General features: G+C 66.8%; 26 protein-coding genes. 14 read left to right on the top strand and 12 right to left on the bottom strand.

The genetic code is table 11. The features are described from left to right. Positions 1 to 2 precede the first annotated feature (2 nt). The 6 genes from AC1RQK_RS19710 to AC1RQK_RS19685 all read left to right on the top strand — a co-directional run bounded on the left by AC1RQK_RS19710 (position 3) and on the right by AC1RQK_RS19685 (position 4,969). On the top strand, positions 3 to 473 hold the full coding sequence (locus tag AC1RQK_RS19710) for a hotdog family protein (protein ID WP_492373667.1): 471 nt from the start codon (positions 3 to 5) through the stop codon (positions 471 to 473). Continuing rightward, a complete protein-coding gene (fabG, locus tag AC1RQK_RS19705; protein WP_492373666.1) occupies positions 470 to 1,201 on the top strand; it encodes a 3-oxoacyl-ACP reductase FabG in 732 nt (243 codons plus the stop codon). The genes AC1RQK_RS19710 and fabG overlap by 4 nt, the downstream gene beginning before the upstream one ends. Continuing rightward, the gene (locus tag AC1RQK_RS19700; RefSeq protein ID WP_492373665.1) at positions 1,198 to 2,424 is read left to right on the top strand and encodes a beta-ketoacyl-ACP synthase; all 1,227 of its coding nucleotides are present in this window, start codon (positions 1,198 to 1,200) and stop codon (positions 2,422 to 2,424) included. The genes fabG and AC1RQK_RS19700 overlap by 4 nt, the downstream gene beginning before the upstream one ends. 73 nt (positions 2,425 to 2,497) lie before the next feature. Next, positions 2,498 to 2,950 (top strand): excinuclease ATPase subunit, encoded by a 453-nt coding sequence (locus tag AC1RQK_RS19695; protein ID WP_174427567.1) that lies wholly within the window; start codon positions 2,498 to 2,500, stop codon positions 2,948 to 2,950. A gap of 16 nt (positions 2,951 to 2,966) precedes the next feature. Continuing rightward, positions 2,967 to 3,665 carry a 4'-phosphopantetheinyl transferase family protein gene (locus AC1RQK_RS19690; RefSeq protein ID WP_492373664.1) on the top strand — a complete coding sequence of 233 codons (699 nt, stop codon included), beginning with the start codon at positions 2,967 to 2,969 and terminating at the stop codon, positions 3,663 to 3,665. 200 nt (positions 3,666 to 3,865) lie between these two features. Further along, entirely contained in the window at positions 3,866 to 4,969 is a 1,104-nt protein-coding gene (locus tag AC1RQK_RS19685; RefSeq protein WP_459376378.1) for a Rieske 2Fe-2S domain-containing protein, read from the top strand. 51 nt (positions 4,970 to 5,020) lie between these two features. On the opposite strand, the gene AC1RQK_RS19680 is transcribed toward AC1RQK_RS19685, so the two are convergent. Further along, complete coding sequence (locus AC1RQK_RS19680; protein WP_492373689.1) at positions 5,021 to 5,776, bottom strand: IclR family transcriptional regulator; 756 nt, start codon at positions 5,774 to 5,776, stop codon at positions 5,021 to 5,023. Between the two features lie 329 nt (positions 5,777 to 6,105). Between AC1RQK_RS19680 and AC1RQK_RS19675 the strand changes: the two genes are divergently transcribed. The 4 genes from AC1RQK_RS19675 to AC1RQK_RS19660 all read left to right on the top strand — a co-directional run bounded on the left by AC1RQK_RS19675 (position 6,106) and on the right by AC1RQK_RS19660 (position 9,849). Next, positions 6,106 to 6,504, top strand: coding sequence for a cupin domain-containing protein (locus AC1RQK_RS19675; protein ID WP_043355682.1), 399 nt, complete (start codon positions 6,106 to 6,108; stop codon positions 6,502 to 6,504). 110 nt (positions 6,505 to 6,614) lie between these two features. Continuing rightward, positions 6,615 to 7,592, top strand: coding sequence for a Bug family tripartite tricarboxylate transporter substrate binding protein (locus AC1RQK_RS19670; RefSeq protein WP_492373662.1), 978 nt, complete (start codon positions 6,615 to 6,617; stop codon positions 7,590 to 7,592). 102 nt (positions 7,593 to 7,694) lie between these two features. Continuing rightward, the gene (locus AC1RQK_RS19665; protein WP_492373661.1) at positions 7,695 to 8,669 is read left to right on the top strand and encodes a Bug family tripartite tricarboxylate transporter substrate binding protein; all 975 of its coding nucleotides are present in this window, start codon (positions 7,695 to 7,697) and stop codon (positions 8,667 to 8,669) included. Between the two features lie 7 nt (positions 8,670 to 8,676). Then, entirely contained in the window at positions 8,677 to 9,849 is a 1,173-nt protein-coding gene (locus tag AC1RQK_RS19660) for an acyl-CoA dehydrogenase family protein (protein WP_492810625.1), read from the top strand. A gap of 130 nt (positions 9,850 to 9,979) precedes the next feature. Here AC1RQK_RS19660 and AC1RQK_RS19655 read toward each other — a convergent pair whose 3' ends face one another. From AC1RQK_RS19655 to AC1RQK_RS19625, 7 genes are all read right to left on the bottom strand, one after another. Next, on the bottom strand, positions 9,980 to 10,138 hold the full coding sequence (locus AC1RQK_RS19655; RefSeq protein WP_150986605.1) for a DUF3309 family protein: 159 nt from the start codon (positions 10,136 to 10,138) through the stop codon (positions 9,980 to 9,982). Between the two features lie 121 nt (positions 10,139 to 10,259). Beyond that, a complete protein-coding gene (locus AC1RQK_RS19650; protein WP_150986604.1) occupies positions 10,260 to 10,442 on the bottom strand; it encodes a glycine zipper 2TM domain-containing protein in 183 nt (60 codons plus the stop codon). 233 nt (positions 10,443 to 10,675) lie between these two features. Continuing rightward, the gene (locus AC1RQK_RS19645) at positions 10,676 to 11,620 is read right to left on the bottom strand and encodes an NAD(P)-dependent oxidoreductase (protein ID WP_492373659.1); all 945 of its coding nucleotides are present in this window, start codon (positions 11,618 to 11,620) and stop codon (positions 10,676 to 10,678) included. A gap of 86 nt (positions 11,621 to 11,706) precedes the next feature. Beyond that, the gene (locus AC1RQK_RS19640) at positions 11,707 to 13,356 is read right to left on the bottom strand and encodes an ABC transporter ATP-binding protein (RefSeq protein ID WP_492810622.1); all 1,650 of its coding nucleotides are present in this window, start codon (positions 13,354 to 13,356) and stop codon (positions 11,707 to 11,709) included. Further along, positions 13,353 to 14,183, bottom strand: a complete 831-nt coding sequence (locus tag AC1RQK_RS19635; protein WP_492373657.1) for an ABC transporter permease — start codon at positions 14,181 to 14,183, stop codon at positions 13,353 to 13,355. The genes AC1RQK_RS19640 and AC1RQK_RS19635 overlap by 4 nt, the downstream gene beginning before the upstream one ends. After that, positions 14,180 to 15,163, bottom strand: a complete 984-nt coding sequence (locus tag AC1RQK_RS19630; protein WP_492373656.1) for an ABC transporter permease — start codon at positions 15,161 to 15,163, stop codon at positions 14,180 to 14,182. The genes AC1RQK_RS19635 and AC1RQK_RS19630 overlap by 4 nt, the downstream gene beginning before the upstream one ends. A 7-nt stretch (positions 15,164 to 15,170) precedes the next feature. Further along, a complete protein-coding gene (locus tag AC1RQK_RS19625; protein ID WP_309403549.1) occupies positions 15,171 to 16,772 on the bottom strand; it encodes an ABC transporter substrate-binding protein in 1,602 nt (533 codons plus the stop codon). Positions 16,773 to 17,027: 255 nt separating this feature from the next. On the opposite strand from AC1RQK_RS19625, the gene AC1RQK_RS19620 reads away from it, so the two are divergent. After that, positions 17,028 to 17,876, top strand: coding sequence for a VOC family protein (locus AC1RQK_RS19620; protein WP_492810619.1), 849 nt, complete (start codon positions 17,028 to 17,030; stop codon positions 17,874 to 17,876). 17 nt (positions 17,877 to 17,893) lie between these two features. Further along, entirely contained in the window at positions 17,894 to 18,994 is a 1,101-nt protein-coding gene (locus AC1RQK_RS19615) for a M14 family metallopeptidase (RefSeq protein ID WP_492373654.1), read from the top strand. Positions 18,995 to 19,009: 15 nt separating this feature from the next. Here the strand turns inward: AC1RQK_RS19615 and AC1RQK_RS19610 are convergent, their stop codons facing one another. Together AC1RQK_RS19610 and AC1RQK_RS19605 are read right to left on the bottom strand one after the other, a co-directional pair. Further along, the gene (locus AC1RQK_RS19610) at positions 19,010 to 19,762 is read right to left on the bottom strand and encodes a GIN domain-containing protein (RefSeq protein WP_492373653.1); all 753 of its coding nucleotides are present in this window, start codon (positions 19,760 to 19,762) and stop codon (positions 19,010 to 19,012) included. Continuing rightward, the gene (locus AC1RQK_RS19605) at positions 19,759 to 20,862 is read right to left on the bottom strand and encodes a GGDEF domain-containing protein (protein WP_492373652.1); all 1,104 of its coding nucleotides are present in this window, start codon (positions 20,860 to 20,862) and stop codon (positions 19,759 to 19,761) included. Before AC1RQK_RS19605 ends, AC1RQK_RS19610 begins: the two co-directional genes overlap by 4 nt. A 396-nt stretch (positions 20,863 to 21,258) precedes the next feature. On the opposite strand from AC1RQK_RS19605, the gene AC1RQK_RS19600 reads away from it, so the two are divergent. Next, positions 21,259 to 21,675: a hypothetical protein gene (locus tag AC1RQK_RS19600; RefSeq protein WP_492373651.1), complete on the top strand. Its 417-nt coding sequence runs from the start codon at positions 21,259 to 21,261 to the stop codon at positions 21,673 to 21,675. Positions 21,676 to 21,881: 206 nt separating this feature from the next. Here AC1RQK_RS19600 and AC1RQK_RS19595 read toward each other — a convergent pair whose 3' ends face one another. Together AC1RQK_RS19595 and AC1RQK_RS19590 are read right to left on the bottom strand one after the other, a co-directional pair. Further along, the gene (locus AC1RQK_RS19595; protein WP_492810616.1) at positions 21,882 to 22,460 is read right to left on the bottom strand and encodes a phasin family protein; all 579 of its coding nucleotides are present in this window, start codon (positions 22,458 to 22,460) and stop codon (positions 21,882 to 21,884) included. A gap of 202 nt (positions 22,461 to 22,662) precedes the next feature. After that, complete coding sequence (locus AC1RQK_RS19590; protein ID WP_492810614.1) at positions 22,663 to 23,691, bottom strand: Bug family tripartite tricarboxylate transporter substrate binding protein; 1,029 nt, start codon at positions 23,689 to 23,691, stop codon at positions 22,663 to 22,665. A 245-nt stretch (positions 23,692 to 23,936) separates the two neighbouring features. Here AC1RQK_RS19590 and AC1RQK_RS19585 point away from each other — a divergent pair, with 245 nt between their 5' ends. Continuing rightward, positions 23,937 to 25,736 (top strand): IlvD/Edd family dehydratase, encoded by a 1,800-nt coding sequence (locus AC1RQK_RS19585; protein ID WP_492373648.1) that lies wholly within the window; start codon positions 23,937 to 23,939, stop codon positions 25,734 to 25,736. Positions 25,737 to 25,772 lie beyond the last annotated feature (36 nt).

Here is a 25,772-nt window from a genome sequence, read left to right as displayed (position 1 = left end):
CCATGACCACGACGTCCCTTGCCGCGTTGCCGGCAATCGCCGAGGTGCTGCCGCACGCCGGCGGGATGCGCTTGCTGGATGAACTGTTGCGCGCCGATGAGGAACACGCGGCAGCGCGCACCACGGTGCGCGCCACCCAGCTGTTTGTCGATGAGTCCGGCATGCCGGGCTGGGTCGGCATCGAGTACATGGCGCAGACCATCGCCGCCTGGGCCGGCGCGCAGGACTGGCGTGCCGGGCGGGCGCCTGGCATCGGCTTCCTGCTCGGCTCACGGCGCTACGAATGCGATGTGCCGGCGTTCCCGGTGGGCAGCGTGCTGACCATACAAGTGCGCGCCGAGCTGGTCGGCGACAACGGGCTCGGCATGTTTGCCTGCTCGCTGTCGCTGGGCGAGCACGAAGTGGCGCGCGCCAACGTTTCCGTTTTCCAGCCTGCCGACGCGCAGGCTTTCTTGCAAGGACAACAACCATGACGAACCGAACCGTGCTCGTCACAGGGTCTTCGCGCGGCATTGGCCGCGCCATCGCGCTGCGCATGGCGCGCGAGGGCTACGATGTGGTGGTGCATTGCCGTGCCCGGCGCGATGAAGCCGAATCGGTGGCCGATGCGATCCGTGCCCTGGGCCGCACCGCGCGCGTGCTTTGTTTCGACGTCAGCCAGCGGGAACAGGCCGCGGCCGCGCTGCTGGCCGATATCGAAGCCCACGGTTGCTACTACGGCGTGGTCTGCAACGCGGGCATCGCGCGCGATGCGGCGTTCCCGGCCATGACCGGGGCAGAGTGGGACGAGGTGATCCACACCAACCTGGACGCCTTCTACAACGTGCTCAACCCGGTGGTGATGCCCATGGTGCAGCGGCGCAAGCCGGGCCGCATCGTCACGCTGTCCTCGGTGTCGGGGCTGGTGGGTAACCGGGGCCAGACCAACTACAGCGCGGCCAAGGCCGGCGTGATCGGCGCGACCAAGGCGCTGGCCATCGAGCTGGCCAAGCGCGCCATTACCGTCAATTGCGTGGCCCCTGGCCTGATCGATACGGAGATGGTGGAGGAACACGTGCTGGAGGAAGCCTTGCGCATGATCCCGGCACGCCGCACGGGTACCCCGGACGAGGTGGCCGCCACCGTGGCGTTCCTGATGTCCGCCGATGCGGGCTATATCACCCGGCAGGTGATTTCGGTCAACGGGGGGATGTTCGGATGAAGCGAGTCGTCATTACCGGAGCCGGCGCAGTCTGCTCGCTGGGCAACGACTGGGCGAGCGTGCGCGAGCGCCTGGCCAGCGGCCGCAACGCGGTCGTGCAGATGCCGGAGTGGGCCGTCTACAAGGGCCTCAACACGCAGCTTGCGGCACCTGTGCCGCCGTTCACGCTGCCGGCGCATTACACCCGCAAGGTCACGCGCGCCATGGGCCGCGTGGCGGTGATGTCGGTGCTGGCCAGCGAGGCCGCCTTGCGCGATGCGGGGCTGCTTGGCGATCCGCTGGTCGCGAGCGGCAAGCTTGGCATAGCCTACGGCTCGTCCACCGGCACGCCGTCGGCCGTGGCCGATTTTGGCCGCATGATGATGGATCGCACCACCGAGGACGTCAGCGCTACCACCTACATCCGCATGATGCCGCATACCACGGCGGTGAACATCGGCGTGTTCTTCGGCATTACCGGGCGCATCCTCACCACCTCCAGTGCCTGCACCTCGGGCAGCCAGGGCATCGGCTACGCTTACGAAACCATCCGCAGCGGCCGGCAGGTGGCCATGCTGGCGGGCGGCGCCGAGGAACTGGATCCCACCGAGGCCGCCGTGTTCGATACCCTGTTCGCCACCAGCACCTGCAACGATGCGCCGCATGGCACGCCGCGCCCGTTCGACAGCGAGCGCGACGGCCTGGTGCTGGGCGAGGGTGCCGGCACACTGGTGCTGGAGGAGCTGGAGCACGCGCTGGCGCGCGGCGCGCGCATCCTGGCCGAGATTGTCGGCTTTGGCACCAACAGCGACGGCGCCCACGTGACCCAGCCCAAGGCGGACACGATGGCGCAGGCCATGCGCCTGGCGCTGGAGGATGCCGGCCTGCCGGCCTCGGCGATCGGCTACGTCAATGCCCACGGCACTGCCACGGACCAGGGCGATATCGCCGAGTCCCATGCCACCCGCGAGGTGCTGGGTGACGCGGTGCCGGTGAGTTCGCTGAAAAGCTATATGGGCCATACGCTAGGCGCCTGCGGCGCGCTCGAGGCATGGATGACGGTCGAGATGATGCGCGACGGCTGGTTTGCGCCCACCATCAACCTGTCCAACCCAGACCCGCGCTGTGCCTGCCTTGACTACATCATGGGCGAGGGCAGGCGGCTCGACATCGATCATGCGATGAGCAACAATTTTGCCTTTGGCGGCATCAACACGTCGCTGGTGTTCCGCCGCTGGCGTTGATCTGCCAGTACTACCGCGCATTTTCCTCATCAATAAAATCAACAACACCAACAACACCAAGAAAGGAAGGTCAATGAAGCACGCTCTCTCCATCCTGGCCGCTACCGCCTCGGCCGCCATGCTGTTGTCCACGCCCGCCGCGGCGCGCGATACCAAGTACATGCTGCCGTTCCAGGAAGTGCTGGATATGCCGGAAGCCCAGGAAAAGCTCGATGGCTCGGTCAAGTTCTTCCTGGCGGGGCAGAAGAAGCCCAAGGTCCTTGAGACCAAGGAGAGCGATGTGTCCAACCGCAAGACCAACAGCTTCGGCAAGAGCGATGAAGACGCCTGCCGCTGGGCCGCGCTGTCCGCGCTGATCGCGTTCCAGGACAAGGCCAAGACGCTCGGCGCCAATGCCGTGGTCGACGTGGTGAGCTACTACAAGAAGGACTCGGTCGCCAGCCCGACCGAGTACGAATGCCATGCCGGCGCGGTGGTGGCCGGTGTGGCGCTCAAGGGCACGTACGCCAAGGTGGCGGGCAAGTAAGGCCGCGCGCCACGCCATGCCGGCCTCCCCGATCCACGTTCGCGTTGCGTCGGTAGCTGGCCTGGCGGGACAGGTTCCGCCCGCCAGGCAATGGCTGGGCGCGGACGAAGCGCGGCGCCTGGACGCCCTGCAGGCCGGCCAGCGCGCCGCCCAGTTCGTGGCTGGGCGCTGGATTGCGCGCCAATTGCTGGCGCAAGCTTACGGCGGCGGCTGGCAGGACTGGACGCTGAGCGCCGCGCCGGACAGCCCGCCGCAGGCCATTGGGCCTGTGTCCGCTTTTCTCTCCCTCTCCCATTCCGGCGACCACGTTGCCTGTGCCGTCGGGCTGGAACCGCTCGGCCTGGACATCGAGCGCGTGCTGCCGCGCAAGGGGCTGGACGCGCTGGTGCTCGCAGTCAGCAGCGAAGCCGAACGCGCCGCCTTGCCGGCATTGCGCCCGGGCGGCGATCCGGCGGCGCAACGCGAGGCCTTCTTCCAGCTCTGGACCTTGAAGGAAGCCTGGCTCAAGCGTGGCGGCGGGGGCTTGTTCCAGACCATGCTCGGGCAGGCGGTGGCGGTGTCGCCGGCGGCCAGCCTGGCCACCGCCAATGCTTGCAGCTGGCGCCACGGCGACGCTGTGCTGGCGATCCACGCCGCGCCCGCTATCTCGTTGTCGGATACCGTGCCTGCGGGCCTGCGCTACTGGTGCCTGGCGCCAGCGGCGGATGCGCCCTGAGCATCACGTCATCGAGGGCGCTATCCACGCCACTACCGGTACGTTCGGCCTGTGTCGGGGTAAGCCCGGATACCCGTCATTACCCCGCGGCGGGCAACACATCTCTTGGCAAGCCTTCGGTTAGACTTAGCCCTTGGTTTCGTCCTCCCGCCCATGCAGTCGGCTAATCGAGATACCAGTCTTGCAAGGAGAAGTCCCCCATGCATGCAGTTCCGTTGCTAGATAGCAGTGCCAACGATAGCGATAGCCCTACCGAAGTCCCGCTGCGCGACCTGCGCCGCGTCACCATTCATCCCGATCACTGGTATCCCCTGGCCTGGTCGCGCGAGGTCAAGCGCGGCAAGGCGCATGGCGTGCGCTTTGCCGGAGAGCCGATCGTGCTGGTGCGCACGGCGTCCGGCGCGGTGTTCGCGCTCGAGGATCGTTGCGCGCACCGGCAGGTGCCGCTGCACGCGGGCGTGGTCGAGGGCGAATCGATCCGTTGCTGCTATCACGGCTGGACCTATGATTGCACCGGCCGCTGCATCGACGTGCCTTACCTGGGCCGCGAGCGCTTGCCCAACGGCGTGCGCTCCTACCCCTGCCGCGAGGTGGAAGGGCTGATCTTCGTGTTCCCCGGCAGCGCGGTGCTGGCCGACGAAACCCCGTTGCCCAGCCTGGGCTCGGTGGCCAACAAGGCGTACAAGACGCGGCGTTTTGGCCGCGAGGTCAAATGCCATTACTCGTTCATGCACGAGAACCTGATGGACATGAACCATCAGTTCCTGCACCGGCGGCAGATGGGGCAGATGCGCGCCAGCTCGCTGGGCCGCCGGCGCGGCGACGGATGGGTCGAGGTGGACTACACCTTCGCTCGCGAGCAAGGCAAGCAGCCGGTGGGCGAAGCGCTGGTGTTCGGTGGCGGCAACAAGGGCAGCAAGGGCGGGCAAGGCGGCAAGGACGTGATGACGGTCCGCACCCTGTATCCCTACCAGACCCTGCAGATCCGCACTTCGGATGCCACGCTGGTGATGGACCTGTGGATCGTCTACGTGCCGCTCGACGCCGAGCAGCGCACCAACCGCACGTTCGGGCTGCTGTCGATCAAGAAGCCCGGCATTCCCGGCATACTGGATCTGGCCTGGCCGCTGCTGGTGTGGTTTACGGAGCGGATCTTCAAGGAGGACCGCTGGATTGTCGAGAGCGAGCAGGCGGCGCACGACGAGCAGGGCGCCGACTGGAACCAGGAGGTGTTCCCGGTCATCAACGAACTGCGCGACCTGCTGCGCGAATGCGGCATGCCGGAAGCGTCGGCCGGGAGTTGACGGCGGTTTGGCGGCGGTTTGGCGGCGAATTGACGACGAGCAGGCAGATGGCTATTGCGCGAACCGGCTGCGCTCGTCGCGCTCGAGCGCGGAGCAGGCCGTCCTGAGGATGGCCGAGAACCGCGTCAGCGCGGGCTCGATGCGGTACGCCGGCCCGGCAATGGAAATGCCGTAGCATTCTCCCGACAGCCGCACCGGCCAGGCCAGCGCGCCAACGTCGGGCAGCGACTCGCCCAGGTTGATGAAGCAGCCTTGCTCGGCGGACTTCTTCAGCTCGGCTTCCAGCTGCGCCGCGTTGGCTACCGTGCGTGGCGTGAAGCGCTCGAAGCTGAGCTGCGCGATCAGCGCGCTGCGCTCGTCCTCGGGCATGACGGACAGCAAGGCCTTGCCGATCGAGTTCGCATGGAGCTCTCGCCGCTCGCCTGCGGTGGCGATATAGCGGATCGCATGCGGGGATTCGAGCACGTCCAGGTACACCACCCACCGGCCTTCATGCAGCTTGCCGATCACCACGGTCTCGCCGGTGGCCGCACGCAGCTCGTTCATGGTGCCGTGCACCCGGTCCAGCACCGGGTCGTGCCGCGCGATCTGCTGCGCCATGGCCAGCAGGCGGCCCGTGGGGTAATAGCCTTGGCGGCGGCCGGTCTCGTACAGGTAACCCAGCGAAGTCAGGGTGCGGATCAGCGCCAGGCAGCTCGATGCCGGCACCGCCAGCAACCGGGCCAGCTCCGATAGCGACAGCGCGCGCCGCTCGCGCGCGAAGGTTTCGATGATCTCGAGCACGCGCAACGCCGTCTTCACGTTCATCGGCGGCGCTTTGTTGTCGTTGGCGGTCATGAGTGGGGCAGGCCCGGATTGGTCGGAAGAGAAGCACTTATCTTAGTCGATCGTTCCTGCCGAACACCCATTCCGGTGCACTAGAATATTTCTCAAGAAATATTTTGTTTGAATATTTATCTGTAGATTGTGTTTGTGACGGTATACCGGAGCATCGTGGTACGGAATCCGTTACAGGGTATGGCTCTGCTGGACATGGTTATTTTCATGGGGATAAAATAACTTTCACAAACATGAAAAACAGCCGGGTATCACAGCCGCCCTCATGGGGTCGCGGCGTAGCCGGCATGGAGACTGCAATGACCCCCTCGTCGTCCTCACCGATCTACTTTGTCCGTGCCGAAGACGTGCCCGGCTACCACCCGGCCAATCACGTCGGCACGCTGAACCGCCGCATCATCGGCCGCGAGAACGTCGGCGCCACCCAGCTAGAAGTCATTCACGGCACCATCGAGCGCGGCAAAGGTGCCTTGCCGCACGCGCATCCCGGCATCGAGCAGGTCTGCTATGTGCTGGAGGGCAGGGCGCGCGCCGAGGTGAACGGGCAATCGCGCGAGCTTGGCCCCGGCGATTGCTGCTTCTTCCCGGCCGAGGCCATGCATGTGTTCACGGTAATCAGCGACGAGCCCGTGAAACTGCTGGTGATCTACGCCCCGCCTTACGAGGAATCCCCGGAGCGCGTGATCCGTCCCGCCTGAGGACTGCTGCCGAGTTCTGCTGAACGCCGCAGAACGCTGCCATTTCGCCTGGGTGCCCGCACCCGATACCCGATACGACGTTTGTTGTTCAAGCCTGGTAGGAGATTCCGATGACACTGTCTTCCCGACGCCGTTTGCTCGTTTGCGCTGCCATCTGGAGCGCCATGCCCGCATTGGCGTGGAGCAGCACCTATCCCACCAAGCCGATCCGCATGGTGGTGCCTTTTGCGCCGGGCGGCGCCTCCGACGTGGTAGCGCGGCTGGTGTCGCAGAAGCTGGCGGAGGCCTTGAAGCAGCCGGTGGTGGTTGAGAACCGCCCCGGCGCCAATGGCATCATCGGCACCGATATGGTCGCGCGTGCCGCCCCCGACGGCTATACGCTGCTGCTCAACACCGCTGGCGCGCAGACGCTCAGCCCCGTGCTGTACAAGGCAGGTTACGAGCCACTGAAGAGCTTTGCGCCGATCAGCCTGATCAGCAGCATCGGCTTTGTGATGGTGGTCCACCCGTCGGTGCCGGCCAAGACCGTGCAGGAGTTCGTCGGGCTGGCCCGCGCCAAGAGCCGTCCGCTGAGCTTGTCGGCCGGCAGCAGCATGATCGAGCTGATCGGGGAGACATTCAAATCCACCGCCGGCACCCCGGACGTGGTCAGTGTGTCGTACCGGGGCACCGGCCCGCAGATGCAGGCCGTGGTGGCGGGCGAGGTCGACATGACCATCGATCCCTTCAACTCGATGGCGATGATCCGGGCCGGCAGGCTGCGCCCGCTGGCCGTGCTGTCGCCCAAGCGCTCGCCGGCCCTGCCCGATGTGCCGACCATGCAGGAGGCCGGGATCCAGGGCATGAACTTCAATTCCTGGGCCGGGCTGCTGGCGCCGGCAGGCACGCCGAAGGAAATCGTCACGCGTCTGAACCAGGAAATCGTGCGGATCGTCGCGATGCCGGATATCAGGGAACGCCTTGCCGCCATCGACTATGAAGCCGTCGGCAGCACGCCCGAGCAGTTTGCCACCATCATTGCCGACGACGCTGCGCGCTGGGCCAAGCTCGTCAAGGACACGAACTACAAAGAGAAGACCGCGCGGTGAGGCGGCATGGTGCCCGCGGGCATCGCAACGACAAAGCTGACAAAGCTGACAAGGCTAATCCACGACAACGAGATAGCTAGCCAAAAAACAGGAGACAAGACTATGCCAAGCCTCATCACGCTGCTGCGCGCCGCGCTGCCATTGCTGAGCCTCGCCGCGGCGCCGTTCGTGGCGGCGGCCGACGCTTATCCCAGCAAGCCGATCCGCATGGTGGTGCCGTTCGCTGCCGGCAGCGGCACCGACGCGGTGGCCCGCATCACCGCCAAGGAACTCGGCGACGCGCTCAAGACCAATGTGGTGGTGGACAACCGCCCCGGTGCAAATGGCGCGATTGCCGCCGAGATCGTCGCGCAGGCCGCACCGGACGGCTACACGCTGTTCATGACCACCAACACGACCCATTCGGCCAATCCTTCGCTGATGAAGAAGCTGCCGTATGACCCGATCCGCGACTTCACGCCGGTGGCGCGCATGGGCAACCTGCCGTTCATGCTGGTGGTCAACCCGAAATTGCCGGTCAAGACCGTGGCGGACCTGATCGCCTACGCGCGCACGCATCCGGGCATGTCTTACGCCAGCGGCAACAGCACCGGCATCGTGTCGGGCGCTACGCTCGGGCGCATGGCCGGGCTGGACCTGCTGCACGTGCCGTACAAGAGCACGCCGCCGGCCATGACCGATGTGATCGCGGGGCAGGTGCCGATGATGTTTGTCGACGTGGCGGCCGGCATTGCCAACGTGAAGGCGGGCAAGCTGCGGGCACTGGCGGTGACCACCGCGCAGCGCAGCCGGCTGCTGCCGGAGCTGCCGCCCCTGGCCGACACGCCTGAGCTCAAAGGCTTCGATATTACGTCCTGGAATGGCGTGTTCGCGCCAGCGAAGGCGCCCGCGGAGGTGGTCGAGCGGCTCAACCGCGAGCTGTCGCGCATCGCCGCGAGCAAGGAAGTCGCCCCGCGCTTCGAGGCGCTGGGCTTTGAGGCATTCGGGCAATCGCCCAAGCAGTTCTCCGGCTTCGTGGCCGGCGAGCTGGTCAAGTGGACCAAGCTGGTCAAGGACGCAGGCATCCAGCCGGAATGAGGTAGGCATGAACTTTGAAAGAACCCCCGAGCAGCGCGCCATCGTCGAAGCGGTGACGCAGCTATGCAGTGACTTCGGCGCCGACTACTGGTCGGGGCTGGACGACGAAGGCAAGTTTCCCCATGCCTTCCACCAGGCCATGGCGCAGGCGGGCTGGCTCGGCATCGCGATGCCGGAAGCGTACGGTGGCGCCGGCCTGGGCATTACCGAGGCGGCGCTGATCATGCAGACGGTGTCGGCGTCCGGCGCGGGTTTTTCCGGCGCGTCGGCCATCCATATGAATGTGTTTGGCCTCAACCCGGTGGTGGTGTTCGGCAACGACCGGCAGAAGGAGGCAGCGCTGGCGCCGCTGATCGCCGGGGCCGAGAAGGCCTGCTTCGCCGTGACGGAACCCGACGCCGGGCTGGACACCACCCATCTCAAGACCCAGGCCGTGCTGTCGGCGGATGGCGCCAGCTATCGCGTGGACGGCCGCAAGATCTGGATCTCCACCGCGCAGGTGGCCGACCGCATGCTGCTGCTGGCCCGCACCACGCCGCTGGACAAGGTGGCCAAGCCGACGCAGGGCCTGAGCCTGTTCTACACGGCGCTGGACCGCAAGCACATCGAGGTGCGCGAGATCCACAAGATGGGGCGCGCCGCGGTGGACTCGAACATGCTCTTTATCGACGGGCTGACGGTGCCGGTGGCCGACCGCATCGGGGAAGAAGGGCGCGGGTTCGAGTACATCCTGCATGGCCTCAACCCCGAGCGCATCCTGATTGCCGCCGAAGCCGTCGGCCTTGGCCGTGTCGCACTGGAAGCGGCAACGCGCTATGCCAAGGAGCGCACCGTGTTCGGGCGCCCGATTGGCCAGAACCAGGGCATCCAGCATCCGCTGGCGCAAGCGTGGATGGCGCTGGAGGCCGCCGACATGATGGTGTGGAAGGCGGCCTGGCTGTACGACAACGGCAAGCCCTGCGGGGCCGAGGCCAATACCGCCAAGTACCTCGCGGCGGAGGCCGCGCACCAGGCCTGCCAGACCGCGGTCCTGACGTTGGGCGGCATGGGCTATGCGCGTGAGTACCAGGTGGAGCGTTACCTGCGCGAGTCGTATATCCCGCGCATTGCCCCGGTCAGCGCGCAGCTCATCATGTGCCATATCGCCGAGCGCGTGCTGGGGTTGCCGAAGTCGTATTGAACTCGCTCTTGATGCATTGCCCGCCAATCCGTGCGGCGGCGCTGCCATTCTTTCAGCGATGAAAATAATAAAAAACACGCGCCGCATGAAGATGCGGCGCGTTTTTTTTATCTTAGGAAGTCAGCTTGCGCTACAGCCGGCCCATGACCACCAGGATCACGACGATCAGCACGACCAGGCCTAGGCCGCCGCTGGGGTAGTAGCCCCATCCCGTGCTGTACGGCCACGTGGGCAGTGCGCCGACCAGCAGCAGGATAAGAAGGATAAGCAGGATCGTACCGATGGCCATGATTGGCTCCTTGACGGGTGGATCAGCGCGAGGCGCGCGCTATCTCGTTCGTGTTTTGGTTCGCATTCTGGGTCGTCGCTGATCTCGTTGTTAACTGTTGTTAACTGTTGTTAACTGTTGTTTACTTGCCCAGTTCGTGACCGATGACGCCGCCTGCCACCGCACCGCCGATGGTGCCCGCGGTGCTGCCGTGCGACAGTTCATGACCCGCCACACCGCCAGCCACGGCGCCGGTAGCGGTACAACCGTTCAATCCGAACAGAAGCGCTGCGCTCGCGATGAGCGCGCTTGCCAGTCTCAACATAGTGGTCTCCTACGTGAATGATGCTGCTGACGGCGCTAACGGGCGCGCCTGCCATGCTTACAAGATAGCCGGGCACGCAGTCCGGCCCAGCGGGATGGCCTCTGATACGGATGTAGGAATTGGATGACGCCGCGAGCGCGGCGTCAGGAAAGGGGGCAACTGGGAAAAGGGCGGCAGAACGGCCGGCGGCGCGGGCAGCACACGTGCCCGGCAGCCATTCGGTCAGCGCAGGATCAACGCAGGCGCTTGATCAACGAGGAGGTATCGGCACGGCCGCAGCCGTCTTGCTGCAGGTCGGCGTAGAACTGGTCTACCACGGCGGTGACCGGCAGGCTGGCGCCGTTGCGGCGCGCCTCGTCCAGGCACAGGCCCAGATCCTTGCGCATCCAGTCCACCGCGAAGCCGAAATCGAACTTGTCTTCGATCATGGTGGGGCCGCGGTTTTCCAGCTGCCAGGAGCCGGCGGCGCCCTTGCTGATCACATCCAGCACTACCTTCATGTCCAGTCCCGCGCGCTCGCCAAAGGCGATGGCTTCGGACAGGCCCTGCAGCAGGCCGGCGATGCAGATCTGGTTGACCATCTTGGCCAGCTGGCCCGCGCCGGAGCCACCAATGCGGGTGACGGCGCGCCCATAGGCGCCCAGCACTGCCTCGACGCGACCGAACACGGCCTCGTCGGCGCCGCACATGATGGTCAGGATGCCCTTTTGCGCGCCGACTTCGCCGCCCGAGACGGGCGCGTCGACAAAGTGCAGGCCCTGCTCATTAGCCGCGGCATACAATTCGCGCGCCACATTGGCGCTGGCGGTGGTGTGGTCCACGAACACGCAGCCTGCCGGTGCGTTGCTGTAGGCGCCGTCCTTGCCAGTGAGGACCGAGCGCAGGTCATCGTCGTTGCCCACGCAGGAGCAGACCACTTCGGCGTCTTGCGCGGCCAGCGCCGGCGTGGCGGCCGACTTGCCGCCGAACGCGGCGACCCACTGCTCGGCTTTGGCAGCCGTGCGGTTGTAGACGGTGACCTGATGGCCCTTGGCGGCCAGATGGCCCGCCATGTGATAGCCCATGACACCCAGGCCGATAAATGCAACGCGCATGACTTGAATACTCCGAAGCCCGCGTTGGCGGCGGGCGAGTGGTTGGGCAGGTGGGCAGCCCACCGAAGCCGGGAATGCTGCCATTCTTGCACTGCAACGTCAACAAGCGTTGCCGCGGGAAATTGTTGCGCGCACGCGCATGTCGAGGGCGGCGAGGCGCTCAACAAGCCTCAGCGCACGCTGCGCTCGCTCACCGCTGCGCTTGCCCGGCCCACCGCCCGCCTGCCCGGCACGGCTGCCAGCAAGGCCTGCGTGTACGGATGGCGGGGCGCGCCGAACAGCGTGGCGGTATCCGCTTCTTCCACCACGCGCCCGTCCTTCATGACCGCCACCCGGTCGCAGACCTGGGCCGCCACGCGCAAATCGTGCGTGATCAGGATCAGCGACAAGCCGGTGCGCGCGCGCAGTTCGTCAAGCAGCGCCAGCACCTGTGCCTGCACGGAGACATCCAGCGCGGACACCGGCTCGTCCGCCACCAGCACGTCGGGCGACAGGGCCAGCGCCCGGGCCAGGCCGATGCGCTGGCGCTGGCCGCCGGAGAACTCGTGCGGATAACGGTCGAGCGCGCTGGGATCCAGCCCTACCAGTTCGAACAGCTCGGCGGCGCGAAGGCGTGCCCGCAGCGGATGTTCTCCGTGGATCAGCGGCCCCTGCGCGACCAGCTCGCCCACGCGGCGGCGCGGGTTGAGCGATCCAAACGGGTCCTGGAACACCATCTGGATGCGCCGGGCGCGCTGCCGGCGCTGGCCCGAGCCGCTGGCCAGCAGATCGGCGCCATCGAGCCGCAGGCTGCCGCGATCCGGGTCGAGCAGGCCCACGAGGCAACGCGCAAGCGTGCTCTTGCCGGAGCCGCTCTCGCCCACGATGCCAAGCGCGCCGCCGCGCGGCAGCGCGAGCGATACCTGGTCGAGCGCCTGCACCTGGCGCCGTCCCCGGCCGAGCCAGCCGCCGCCGCGGTAGGTTTTGCCGATGCCGTCGATGGCGAGCAGCGTGTCACCCGTCTGCACGCGCGGCGGCGGTGGCTCCAGCGCGGGCACGGCGGCCAGAAGCGCTTGGGTGTAGGGATGTTGCGGCCGCGCCAGGATCTCGGCGGCCGGCCCGGTCTCCACCACCTCGCCTTGGCGCATGACCGCGATGCGGTCGGCAATCTCCGCCACCACGCCGAAGTCGTGTGTGATGAACAGCACCGCCGTGCCCTTGCGTTGCTGCAATTCGCGGATCAGCCGCAGGATCTGGGCCTGGGTGGTGACGTCGAGCGCGGTGGTGGGCTCATCGGCAATCAGCAAGCTGGGCTCGAGCGCCAGCGCCATGGCAATCATGGCGCGCTGGCGCTGCCCGCCGGACAGCTCATGCGGATAGGCGCCAGCGGCGGCAAGCGGCTGCGGGATCTGCACGTCTTCCAGCAGGCTGCGCACCTTGCGCGCGACTTCCGCCTTGGGCAACCGGGTGTGGGTGCGGAACACCTCGCCGATCTGGTCGCCGATGGTGCGTAGCGGATTGAGCGCCGTCATCGGTTCCTGGAAGATCATGCCGATGCGGGCGCCGCGTATGCGCCGCAGATCCGCCTCGGACAGCGTCGTCAGCTCGCGGCCTTCAAACAGGATGCGCCCGGCGCTGCGGCGCACGCCATCGGGCAGCAGCCCAAGCACGGCGCCGGCGGTCATGGACTTGCCGGAGCCGCTTTCGCCAACCACGCACAGGATTTCGCCCGGCGCCAGCGCCAGCGAGACGCCATCCAGCGCGAGCGGGCGGTCGGCGCCGGCGGGCAAGGCGACGCTGAGCGCGTCGATACTGAGAAGGAAGGGCAACGGTCCGCTCATGCGCGTTTCAGCCTGGGGTTGAGTGCGTCGTTCAGGCCCTGTCCCACCAGCGATACAGCCAGCACGGTGAGCAGGATGGCGACGCCGGGAATGGCCGAGACATACCACTGCGAACGCAGCACGCTGCGCCCGCCTCCGATCAGGTTGCCCCATGAGGCCACGTTCGGGTCCGACAGGTTGAGAAAGGCCAGCGCGCTTTCCAGCAGGATGGCCAGCGCCATCACCACGCTGGCGTACACCACCACCGGCGGCAGCGCGTTAGGCAGGATCTCGCGAAAGATGATCTGCAGGTCGCGCACGCCCAGCGCGCGGCAGGAGTGGACGAAGTCGCGGTTGCGCAGGGTCAGGAACTCGGCGCGCGTCAGCCGCGCGGTGGCAGGCCAGGACACCACCCCGATGGCCAGCGTCACAGTGGTGATGCCGGAGCCGAACACCGACACCAGCACCAGCAGCAGCAAGAAGCTGGGCAGCGTCTGGAAGCCTTCGGTCAGCCGCATCAGCAGGTTGTCGGCCCAGCCGCCGTAGTAGCCCGCGAACGCGCCGGTCAGGATGCCGATGGACACAGCAATCAGCGTGGCCACGAAGCCGATCAGCAACGAGACGCGCGCGCCGTGAAAGATCTGGGCGGCGATGTCGCGCCCGGTCTGGTCGGTGCCTAGCCAGAAATGCGGATCCTCCAGCGGCCATTGCAACGGGCGGCCGGCAAGGGAAAGGGGATCGGCGGGAAACACGGCCGAGGCGCAGGCCGCCATGGCAATGACCGCCAGCAACACCAGCAGGCCGAAGGCCGCGGCCGGGTTGCGCAGGTAACGTCGGAGCAGCTTCATGCCTTGCGTTCGTGAAGGATGCGGGGGTCGAGCAGCGCATACAGCATGTCGACGATGAAATTGATGGCGATCACCAGCAGCGCGCTGACGAAGACGATGCCGAGCAGGGTGTTCAGGTCGCGCTGGACCACCGAGTCATAGGCCAGCCGGCCCAGCCCCGGCAGCGCGAACACGCTTTCGATCACCACCGAGCCCCCCAGCATGGTGCCGAACTGCAGCCCGGCCAGCGTGAGCAGCGGCAGCAGCGCGTTGCGCAGCACATGGCGCACCAGCACGGCATACTCGGACAGGCCCTTGGCGCGCGCGCTGCGCACGAAGTCCAGCGTGAGCACCTCCAGCATCGACGCGCGCATGATGCGCAGGTAGATAGCCAGGTAGATCAGCGCCAGGGTCACGGTGGGCAGTACCAGGTGCCAGGCGATGTCGGCCAGGCGTGCCAGGCCCGTGTAACCCGCGGCGACGTCCTGGTAGCCACCGGGCGGCAGCCACCCCAGGTGGATGGCGAACACCACGATGCCCATCAGCCCGAACCAGAACGACGGCGTGGCATAGAACACCAGCCCGAGCATGGACACCAGCGTATCCGGCCAGCGATCCACCCGATGCGCCGCAGCCACGCCCAGCGCAATGCCGCACACGGCGGCCAGCACCTGCGCGCAGCCCATCAGCAGCAGCGTGACGGGCAGGCGCTCCAGGATGACGGTGGCCACCGGTTTGCCATAGATGGCGGAGTAGCCCAGGTCCAGATGCACCAGACGCCACAGGTAGCGGCCAAGCTGCACCGTGGTGGAGGCGTCGAGCCCGTAGAACTGCCGCAGCTGGCCGATGACGGCGGCATCCGCTCCCCCCATTTCGGCGACCAGGGCATCGACGGTGTCTCCCGGGGCGAATTGCAGCAGCAGGAACAGGCCGCACAGGATCAGCAGCAGCGAGGGCAGGCTGGCTGCCAGCCTGCGCAGGGCAAGTGACAAGATGCGCATGGCCGGCTCAGGCCGACAGCCAGGTGTCGTACCAGCTGCTGGACGGCCAGCGCGGCGTGTTGTGGTCGTTGTGCACGCGCTTGCTGGTGATCGAGTAGAACTCGCGCTCGGTCACCATCCAGACCGGCAGCTCGTCGTTGACCTCCTTGACCCACTCGGCATAGAGCGCCTTGCGCTTGGCCGGGTTGATCTCCGAGCCGGCGTCGTCGATCAGCTTGTCGACCTTGGCGGACTGCCAGCCGTACTGGTTGGTCCAGGGCGCGCCCTTGGGGCTGCCGGAGCGGTACCAGACGGTAGTCGAGACAGCGGGGTCGCCGCGGTACTGGTGCCAGCCGGTGGCAAGGTCGAAATTCCAGTCGCGGTACACGGTCGACAACGCACCGGCGATGTCGAGTTGCTGCACGGTGACCTTGATGCCCACCTGCGCCAGCGACTGCTGCACGTAAGTGGCGAACAGTGGCACGTCCTCGCCGTTCTGGATCGGCACCAGCTTGAGCGTGAAGCGGTTGCCGTCGGCGCCACGCTTGAAGCCGGCTTCGTCGAGCAGGGCTTCGGCGCGCTTGCGGTCGAACGGGTAGGGCTGCTTGCCGCCCGGATAGAACGACGAGGTCGAGGGAATCGGGCCGGTGGCCGGCTTGGCGGTGCCGTACAGGAAGTTCTTGATGAAGAAGTCGACATCGATAGCGTGCGCGATGGCGCGGCGCACGCGCACGTCCGACAGCTCCTTGCGGCGCACGTTGAACTCCAGCGTGTTGTTGTAGGAGTTGGCCTCCAGCCCCTTGGTGGACACCTTGAAGCGCCCATCCTTCTTGAATCGCTCAAGATCCGCCAGGCCGACATGCGAATAGGTGGTCAGCTGCGCCTCGCCGGTTTCGAGCGCGGCAGCCGCGGCGGACTTGTCGGTGATGATGCGCCACACCACGCGGTCCAGGTACGGCGCGGTCTTGCGCCAATATGCGGCATTGCGCTCGGCGATCACGAACTGGCCCCGTTCGTACTGGGTGAAGCGGAACGGCCCCGTGCCAATCGGCGCGGTGTTGGCGGGGTTCTCCAGCACGTTGGTGCCTTCGAACTTGTGGCGCGGCACCACGTAGCCAAGGTCGCACAGCGCGCGCAGCAGCAGCTCGATCGGCATCGGGCGCGAATAGCGGAATACCGCGGTCTGTGCGTTGGGCGTATCGACGGCATCGAGGTACAGGTGCAGCGCGGTGCCGTAGTTCAGGTGCTTCTTCCACAGCGCCATCGCGTTGTACTGCACGTCGGCCGAGGTGAAGGGCTTGCCGTCATGCCAGGTCACGCCCTCGCGCAGCTTGAAGGTGATGGTCTTACCGTCCGGTGAGCTGCTCCAACTGGTGGCCAGCACGGGAGCGGGCTTGCCGCTGGCGTCCAAGTCCACCAGCGACTCGATGATCTTGCTGGACACCACGTAGACGCCAGTGGACGCGCGCAGCGCGGGGTTGAGGATGCGCTGCTCGCCGCCCAGCAGGACCGTCAGCACGCCGCCCTTGCGCGGCGTGTCGGCAGCCTGTGCCAGCAGCGTGCCCGGGAGGGAGGCGCCAGCGGCAAGGGCACCGGATTGAATCAGGAAGTCGCGTCGCGTCAGGGACATGGCAGGGGTTCCACAATAACCGAAGGAATGCAGGAAGCAGGGAGCACGAAGGCTGGACAGCCAGCGAGTGTAGGGGGCGCCGCTGCGCGAGGGAAACGCGCTTTTCGTCTATGCAAAGACGTTGGCTGCGCGGCGCGCTGCGCAGCCGGCGGGCGCGCGCGGCGCGCATATGCAAAGACGAAACGCGCAGTTGGGGATCGCGCCGTGCTCGCGTACGCTCGCCCATCGCTCGGTTATTCCAACGGAACCCCTCTCATGCCAAACCTGATCCCGCTGCTCGACCATGTCGTCGTCAATGTCCACGAAGGCCTGGACGACGCCGCCAGCCGCTATCGCCGCCTGGGTTTCCAACTGACGCCGCGCGGCCATCATTCGCTCGGGTCCAGCAACCACCTCGCGATCTTCGATACGGATTACCTGGAGCTGCTCGGCTTCGAAGCAGGCAAGGCGGTGACCGGCCGCGCGGACTTGCTGGCCGAGCCGGCTGGCCTGACCGGGCTCGTCTTCAAGAGCGCCGACTCCACCGGCCTGCACCGGGAGATCCTGGCGCGCGGGCTGGAAGTGGAAGGGCCGCCGCGTGAGTTCACGCGCCCGGTCGAGCTGCCCGGCGCCACCGGCGAAGCGCGCTTTCGCACGGTGCGGCTGGCCGCGCACCTGGTGCCAAACGGGCGCCTCTACTTCTGCCACCACTTCACGCCGGAACTGGTCTGGCGCGGGCACTGGCAGGCCCATCCCAACGGCGTGACCGGCGTGGCGCAATACGTGATCGCGGCCGCGGACCCGGCGCGCACCATCGGCCTGCTGTCGCGCTTGTTCGGCGCCGAGCACGTGGGCAGGGGTGCGCACGGCGAGCTGCTGCGCGCCGGCGGTGCGTCGGTGGTGGTGCTGACGCCGGAGGCGGCGGCGCGGCGCTTCGGCGCGAGCGTGCCACCGCTGATTGATGGCCGCGACCGCATGGTGGCGCTGGTGCTGCGCACCACAGCGCTGGCAACAGCGCGCGCCGCACTGGCGGCAGGCGAGATCCGCGGCGTCGAGGAGATTGACGGCCTGCTGGTGGTGCCGCCTGCCGAGGCGGCGGGCGTCACCCTTGCCTTTACTGAATAAGCGCGGACGGTATCCCGATGGATTTCACGGATTTCTACGCGCTGGACTACACCGGCGCCCGCGACAAGTTCCGCGCGGCGGCCGATGCCGTGGGCGCTGCGCTCAGCGTCTACCCGCACCCCCATGCAACCGGCCCGGCCGGCGAGCCGCTGGCCATTGACGTCGCGCACCTTGGCGACGCGCGCGCGCCGCGCCAGCTGGTACTGATCAGCGGCACCCACGGGCAGGAAGGCTACGCCGGCTCGGCGGCCCAGGTAGCGTGGCTGGCGAGCGGGCCGGCCAGCCGGTTGCCGGCAGGCCTGGGCGTGCTGCTGGTGCACGGGCTGAACCCCTACGGTTTTGCGCATGGCACCCGCACCACCGAGAACAATGTCGACCTGAACCGCAACTTTGCCGCTCACTTGTTCGATGCGACGCAGCCGGTGCCGGCCAACCCCGGCTATGCGGAACTGCACGCCGACCTGATCCCGCAGGCATGGAGCTGGGATAGCATTGCCGCCGCGGATGCAGCGGCGCGCGCCTACGGGGCCACGCACGGTGCCGATGCCCTGTTCGACACGCGCGCTCGTGGGCAGTACAGCCATCCGGATGGCCTGGTGTTTGGTGGCCACCACCGGGAGTGGTCAAACCTGACGCTGGAGGCGATCGTGCGGGAGCACCTGGCGAGCGCCGAGCGGATCGGGCTGATCGACTGGCATACCGGCATCGGCGAGTACGGCGAGCCGTTCTTCCTGTGCTTCAACCCGGACGGCAGCGAGCAGCAGGCCCGCGCGGCCAGCTGGTGGGGCGAGCAACGCGTGCTTGGCGTGCGTCCGCATGGCCTGGCGCGTCCCGCTTACACCGGCCTGGTGTTTCACGGCATCGAGCGCTTCCTTGGTGGGCGGCCGCTGGTGGGGGCGGTGGTCGAGTTCGGTACCCGGGGCGCCAATATGGGCCATGCCCTGCGGCTGGACCAGTGGCTGCGGTTCAAGGCCGAGCGTGGCACGGCGCGTTATGCGCACTTGCGTGCCGACATGCTCGACGCCTTCATCCCGGTGGCCCAGCCGTGGCGCGACGCCACGGTACGGCATGGCGTTGCCATCACCCAGCAGGCGGTGGACGGGCTGGCCGCCTGGTAGGTCCGGCGCGGCTGGCTATTCGAAAGATACCTGGCCGGAACCGGTCCGGCTGACGGCGCGCTGGTGCGGCTTGCCGGCAACGATGATGTCGCCAGAGCCCGTCAGCGCCACGCTGGCCGCATCCGACGCGTAGCCGAGGATGCGGCCCGAGCCGCTGACCTGCGCGTCAAGCCTCTGCGCGCGCAAGGCGCTGGCATCCACCTCGCCGGAGCCGGAGATCGCGGCGCGCACGCTGCCCACGGTACCCTCGGCAACGATTGAGCCGGAACCGGACAGGCGCAGGTCGATGGATGCTTCGTGCAGGCCGGACGCACGCAGGGTGCCGGCGCCGGGAATGCTGACCGCCTGGAGCGAGGGCCCGGTAATGGCCACCTTGAGCGGTGCCGCGAGCACGACTGGCGCGCTCAGGCCGATCGTCAGCCTGCCGTTGTCCAGGCTGGTGAGCACCAGCGGCAGGATGTCCGCGGGCCCGGTGATGGAAACGGAGTACGCGAGCGCAACCGAGAACACCACATCGGCCGGGGCATTGAGCTGCACGCTGGAGAACGCGCCAACCATGCGCTGCTCGGTCTTCTCGGGGCCGCCTCCCTTAATGGCGTCATGGGAAGCCACTACCTGGCCATTGACGATGACGACACTGCTCCCGGACGTGCCCGAGGCAGAAATGCCGCTCTGGTTGATAACCACGGTGCTTGACTGAGCCAGCGCCGTGCCGGCAAGGCAGGCGGATGCCAGCCAGGCAGCGCAAAGCAGGTTGATATGGGTCATGGCGATCCTTCGGGCTGGCGGGGCTCCTGGTGGAACGTGTACTTGTCCTTGCCGGCCCTCTTTGAATCATAGAGCGCTTCATCGGCTTTGATGAGCGCCTTGGTGAGCGTGTCGCCGCTGATCATGCGGGTGACGCCAATGCTGATGGTCACAGGGGGCTCCGATGGCGCATCCCGGATGCTGCGGCACAGCATGCCGATGCGGATTTCCGCCTCGGCGCGCGTCATCCCCTTGAGATAAATGCCGAATTCCTCTCCGCCCAGGCGCGCATACTGGCAGTCCCCCATCACCAGCTTGATCCCCGCGGCCACGTGCTTGAGCACTGCGTCGCCAATGTCGTGGCCGTAGCGGTCATTGACCGTCTTGAAGTCGTCGATGTCCACCATCGCCAGGTAGTGGTCTTGCTCCGCGGTGGCGCGCGGCACCAGGCTGCCAACGTTGAGCATGAAGGCCCGGCGGTTGGGAATCTCAGTCAGCGCGTCCACATAAGCCTGCTGCAGTAAGGTCTTCGCCATGACAAAGTTCTGCAGCTTCGCGCGCCGCAGCGTGATGAATGTGTACACCGTGATGCCGGTGAAATAGAGCGCGTAGCAGACGGCCAGGATGCCCTTGAGTTCCAGCAGGTCCTGCGCCGCCATCATGGGAAAGAGCAGGACCCAGGCCAGCGCGATGACGCCGAAAAACGCCCTGGGGCTCAGTGGCAGCGTGGAGGCGCAGAACAGCACGCTGGCCGCCACCAGCATGGACCAGATCGGACGGGTGTCGTCCGGCGTGCCGTCCAGCACCAGGCGGGCACCCACGCAGAAGGCCAGCACAAAGGCAAAGTTGAGGATCTGGAATTGTTGCGCGCGCCGCACGAAGGGCACGGCCGTGGTCAGCGCCGACAACAGGGCAAGGTGGAGGATCGAGTTGATCGTGAAACCCTGGCCTCCCTTGAAGCTGACCAGCAGATCGAACACGAGCCAGATCCCCACGCTGGCCGCGAAGGTCATGAGGCAAAAGCGCTGCAGCCTCTCGAATTCATGCTGGGCAAACTCCGCTTGCACCGGCGCCGGCACCGGCTTGTTCAGCAACTCTGACTCAACGGTGCGAAACATCATTCGACTTGCCTCTGGAAGGGTCGGATGGTGTGGGGCAGGGTAGTGCAATGAATCCAGCGGCAATCATACAAGGACTTGAAGTGTGCGGGCGCAGGTCGCAAGCGGGTTCACACGGGCGTTTGCACGCCCTGGCCGGGCACGGCGCGCAGCGCTCTTTTGTCGTCGCCGCCCTTGGTGGTGCGGCGCTCACACGCTTGCATGGAGGGGTTCCCTGTGTCGGGTCCCGATGCCTATGCTAGAGGTGGCGGTGGATCGCTTCGGCTGACGTGGCGGTTGACGCCGGAGTCGGGTATCCCGTGCAAAACAGCGCGGTGCCTGGCGCTCGCCAGTGCCGGAACATACGATCCGGCGCGGGCGGTTCGTACGATTCGAGCTGGCAGTCGAGTAGGAGGAAACATGAGAACGCTGGGCTTGCTGTTCGCCACCACGTTGGCGATGGCTTCGCCGCTGCACGCATACGCAGCGGGTTGCCAATACGACATGCAGTGCAAAGGGGAGCGGATCTGCCAGAAGGGCCAGTGCGTGTCTCCAGATGACGACGAACAGAGCGTCGACCAGCCCGCCAAGCCGCCAGTCTCTCGTATTGCTCCCGCGCCGACCCCCGCCGCCAGTCAGGTGCCTGCGTCCTCCCGCATGGCGAAGAGCGCGCCGCCGGCAACGCCCGTCCCGGGCGAGCCGCGCTTTTGCTGCACGGTAGCGGGCAGGCTCAAGCCATATAACAACGCCGCCTTCGATTCCGACACCATTGTCGGCGACGCCTGCCAGGGCATGACCAATTCGGGCAAGCCTGTGCCCGGCACCGCCTGCCAATGACCTAGCCAAGCGCGCTGTGCAAGCGCTGATTCAGACGCATCGGATCAGCGTTTTCTTGCTACGCGCGTAGGACGACGCAGCCGGGGAATCCCACTTCAGGCCGGTTGCCATTGAAACTTCGCCACACCAGTTCGCGCCACCCGCTCAAGGCGGGCACCGCAGTTGCTGCTGGCGGACGTGACCGGCAAGGGTCACCTGAGCCGGGTTTATTCGGCTGGCTTGGCCGGCTCCACGACTGGCTCCACAATCGGCTCCGCGACCGCCTCCACTACGTCGGCCGGTGCCGCCAGCAGCGCAGTCTTGCGCGGCGCGTTTTCGACGGTTGCTTCCGGCAGCAGCTTGCCGCCTGGCAGGTAGGCCGCGACCCATCCCGTCATCGCCGCGCCCATGGTGGGCAGCCCGCTGCCGTACTCCGGCAGGAAATCCCGGCCCATCAGGCACCATTGAAACGGATCCTGGCCGCCGATCGTGGCGAAATGGCGTTGGACGTTGTCGGAAAAATCGGCGTTCGCGCCAAACACGATCTCGATCAGGCTGTGGGTGTAGGCGGCAATGTGCTGCGCCATCACGTCGGCCAGCTCGGGCCGGAACGTGGTGAAGCTGAACGGTTGCGCGGCCGCCTCGCGCAAGTAGTCGGTGCCTTCGGCAATAAGCGTCTTTGCCGTTTGCAGGTTCAGCGCGCCGATCTTCTGCGCCACCTGCGCCCAGGGGCTTGCCAGGCCAAAATCGATGACGGGGTAAGGCAGAGGCGCCTCGACGTGTTCAGCGTGAGATAGGGTAGCCATGAGCGTCTCCGATAGATCATGACGAGGCAACGCGTCCGAAGGGATTTCGCCGGTGGCAATCGTCACTTGCTGCGCCGCAGCATTGCGCTAGTCATCATAGGCGCAATCGTCAGGGTGTCAAGGCGCGCGACGGCAGGCGCCCACCCCGTCACATCAGGGCGGGGCGGGCAACCTGCGTTCCGGGATCCGGCTGCGGGGCGGCTTACTCTGGCTTGACGCCCGCTTCCCGGATCACCGCGGTCCACTTCGCCAGCTCGGACTTGATGCGGGCCTGGGTCTGCGCTGGCGTGGTCCAGGTGGCGATGGCGCCCTGCTTGAGCAGGGAGGCCTTCACGTCGGGCTCGGCCAGGATCTTCTTGAGCTCGGCGTTGAGCCGGTCCACCACTGGTGCCGGGGTGCCGGCCGGGGTCACGATGCCGAACATGGAGTTGACCTCGAAGTCCTTCAGGCCCGCTTCATTGGCAGTTGGCACGTCGGGCAGCGCCGCTACGCGCTCGCTGGTGGTAACGGCCAGCGCGCGGATCTTGCCACCCTTCACGTAGGACTGCGCCGCCGGCACGGTCTCGACCATGCTGAGCACCTGCCCGCCGATCAGGTCGGTCATGGCGGGGCCGCTGCCTTTGTAAGGCACGTGCAGCATGTCCACGCCGGCCATGCGCTTGAACATCTCGCCGGCCAGATGCTGGGGCGAGCCGTTGCCGGCGGAGGCAAAGGTGATCGCGCCAGGGGTGGTTTTTGCCAGCGCGATCAACTGCGGCAGGCTGTTGGCCTTGACGCTGGGATTGACCACGAACACAAGCGGCACGGTACCCACGATGGCCACCGGCGCAAAGCTCTTCTCGATGTCGTAGGAGACGCGGTTCTTGTACAGCGCCGCGTTGATCGCGTGGCTGGTTAAAGCACCCATCAGCAGGGTATAGCCGTCGGCCGGCGACTTGGCGACCAGCTCCGCGCCGATATTGCCGGCGGCGCCGGCCCGGTTGTCGACCACGACCTGCTGGCCCAACGCGGTGGACAGGTGCTGCGCCAGGGTGCGGCCGATGACGTCGGTGGCGCCACCCGGCGGGTAGGGCACGACCAGGCGGATCGGCTTGGTGGGATAGTCGGCGGCAGCGGCCAGGCCAGGCAAGGCGGCTGTGCCTGCCAGCATGGCGCCCGCTAGCGCGCAGAGAATCAGATGGCGCCTGGGCGCGGAAACGCGCGTTCGCGCGTGGCGTCGAATGCCGGTCATAGGGGAATCTCCTGCGCCGGGTTGGTATGGATGGGAAGGCACAGCAAGGCTGTGCGGCGCGGGACGCCCGGCTCGTCGCTACGGCAGAGTGTAGGGGGCGTCGCTTGATAGAAGAATCAGAAGTTTTCTATCGACTGATCTGAATCTTCAATTAAAGGTGCAGGGCTGAATTTTCCATTGCGGCTGAGTGGCAAGGCCAGATATGATGCCTGCCTCGATTATCAATAATATTATTGGAGATGTGCATGGCCGGCTCCCACGATTCCCGCAAGGACCCTTCCGCTTCGGCACAGGCCGGCCAGGACCCCTTCGAGCCAGCGCAAGACGCCGAGAGCGGCTTGGGCAAGGGCCTGACCAACTATGGCGACAAAGGCTTCTCGCTGTTCCTGCGCAAGGCCTTTATCAAGGGCGCGGGCTATACCGACGACGCGTTGTCGCGCCCGGTGATCGGTATCGTCAACACCAACAGCAGCTACAACCCCTGCCACGGCAACGCGCCGCAACTGGTGGAAGCCGTCAAGCGCGGCGTCATGCTGGCGGGCGGCCTGCCGGTGGACTTTCCCACCATCTCCGTGCATGAGAGCTTCTCGGCGCCTACCAGCATGTACCTGCGCAACCTCATGTCGATGGACACCGAGGAAATGATCCGCGCGCAGCCCATGGACGCCGTGGTGCTGATCGGAGGCTGCGACAAGACCGTGCCCGCGCAGTTGATGGGCGCGGCCTCGGCCGGCGTGCCGGCGATCCAGCTGGTCACCGGCTCCATGCTCACCGGCTCGCATCGCGGCGAGCGCGTGGGCGCCTGCACCGATTGCCGCCGCTACTGGGGCCGCTACCGCGCCGAGGAGATCGATGCGCCCGAGATTGCTGACGTGAATAACCAACTGGTTGCCAGCGTGGGCACCTGCTCGGTGATGGGCACGGCCAGCACCATGGCCTGCCTGACCGAAGCGCTCGGCATGATGGTGGCCGGCGGTGCGTCGGCCCCGGCGGTCACCGCCGACCGCGTGCGGGTGGCCGAGCGCACTGGCACCACTGCCGTGGCCATGGCCCGCTGCGGCCTGACGCCGGACCGCATCCTCACCGGCCGCGCGATCGAGAACGCCATCCGCGTGTTGCTGGCTATCGGTGGATCCACCAACGGCATCGTGCACCTGACCGCCATCGCCGGGCGCCTGGGCATCGACATTGACCTGGCCGGGCTGGACCGCATGAGCCGCGAGACCCCCGTGCTGGTGGACCTGAAGCCCTCCGGCCAGCACTACATGGAAGACTTCCACGCGGCAGGCGGCATGCCCGCGCTGCTGCGCGAGCTGCGCCCGCTGCTGCACCTGGACACGCTGACGGTGTCGGGCCGCACGCTGGGCGAGGAGCTCGACGCCGCGCCCGCGCCGTTCGCGCAGGAGGTGATTCGCCCGTTCGACGCGCCGATCTATCCGGTGGGTGGCCTGGCCGTGCTGCGCGGAAACCTGGCTCCGGGCGGCGCCATCATCAAGCAATCCGCCGCCGATCCTGTGCTGATGGAGCATGAAGGACGCGCCGTGGTGTTCGAAGATGCCGAGGACATGGCGCTGCGCATCGACGACGACGCGCTGGACGTGAAAGCCGACGATATCCTGGTGCTCAAGCGCATCGGGCCGACCGGCGCGCCCGGCATGCCCGAGGCCGGCTATATGCCGATTCCCAGGAAGCTGGCGCGTGCCGGCGTGAAGGACATGGTGCGCATCTCGGACGGCCGGATGAGCGGGACCGCGGCTGGCACCATCGTGTTGCACGTGACGCCGGAAGCCGCCATCGGCGGCCCGCTGGCGCACGTGCGCAACGGCGACCGCATCCGCCTGTCGGTGGCGCGGCGCGAAATTTCCCTGCTGATCGACGACGCGGAACTGGCCCGCCGCGCGGCCGAACACGAAGTGGTGCGGCCTACCGCCGAGCGCGGCTATCGCAAGCTGTTCCTGGCCACGGTGACGCAGGCCGACCAGGGCGTGGACTTCGATTTCCTGCGTGCCGCGCGGACCAGCGAAACCGTGCCGCGCAAGTCCTGAGCGTCCTGTCATGGATCGACCAACCCGTGCAGGAAC

Source organism: Cupriavidus sp. GW822-FHT02D05 (genome assembly GCF_058802485.1).
The sequence above is the reverse complement of the archived record's forward strand: the minus strand, read 5'-3'. Positions and strand labels throughout refer to the sequence as shown.